General features: G+C 43.6%; 2 protein-coding genes. One reads left to right on the top strand and one right to left on the bottom strand.

What is annotated here, in order from left to right; genetic code table 11:
• A partial coding sequence (locus tag R7E78_RS25180) for a DUF2254 family protein (protein ID WP_318058481.1) occupies positions 1-318 on the bottom strand: 318 nt, incomplete at its 3' end.
• Positions 319-621: 303 nt separating this feature from the next.
• Here R7E78_RS25180 and R7E78_RS25185 point away from each other — a divergent pair.
• Positions 622-901: SDR family NAD(P)-dependent oxidoreductase (locus R7E78_RS25185; protein WP_318058482.1), on the top strand; the 280-nt coding region annotated here is incomplete at its 3' end.

The raw sequence follows: 901 nt of genomic DNA on the forward strand, positions 1-901 counted from the left end.
CAGAGCATTTTGTGTTGTGCTGTCTTCCATCAATAGCTTGGTAGCTCTAGGAGTGACCCCTGCACTGGCCGCGCTGTACGCTGAAACCATAATGTTGAGTGAAAACGTCGTCACCGCCAGCATCGACGTCGCGAGAATATTCAATATGTTATTCAGCAGCTCATTACTGACATTGATGGTGGGAGGCAGGGTAATAAATTTATTTAAAACAATAGAGATCAGGGCGGTTACAACAGCAAGTAAGGCGAAAAGTGATGTACGAACCCACAGTTTGCGTGTCATTTGTTTAAGCAGCCACTGCCATTTGGAGCCGGTCATTCTCATGTGCCTCTTATCTTTAGTGAGAAAGTCGATAGGAAATTCAAAACATTATTCTTTGTTTAAGCATAGGTGAAATTTCCGGGTTCTCTTTGTGCTTGATGGGCTTCGTGATCAAGGTTCTGGTATCCGAACCATTGGATAGTTTGAAAACTATTGGGCAAATTTAGAAGTGAATGGGTGTTGAAAATCAGAAAGTCATGCTGCTTCAAAGAATGGCGTTCGTAAGATGTGAATCAGCCTATATTCCGTTACCTTAATTGGTACACACATTAGAAAGCACTTTTACGAACGAGGTAGAAAATGATTGTAATCACAGGTGCAAGTAGCGGCTTAGGGGCGGAGTTGGCCAAGCTTTATGATGCGGAAGGGAAAGCCACTTATCTGACTGGACGAAGTGAGAGTAAGCTCTCTACAGTCACAAACTGCTTATCGAACAATGTTGGCTATCGAGCTTGTGATCTCGCATCCCATCAAGAAGTGGAACAATTGTTTGAACAATTAGATTCTATTCCGAGCACGGTGGTTCACAGTGCAGGCAGTGGGTACTTTGGGTTGTTACAAGAGCAAGATCCAGAGCAGA

This window comes from Vibrio sp. YT-19(2023) (genome assembly GCF_033337395.1).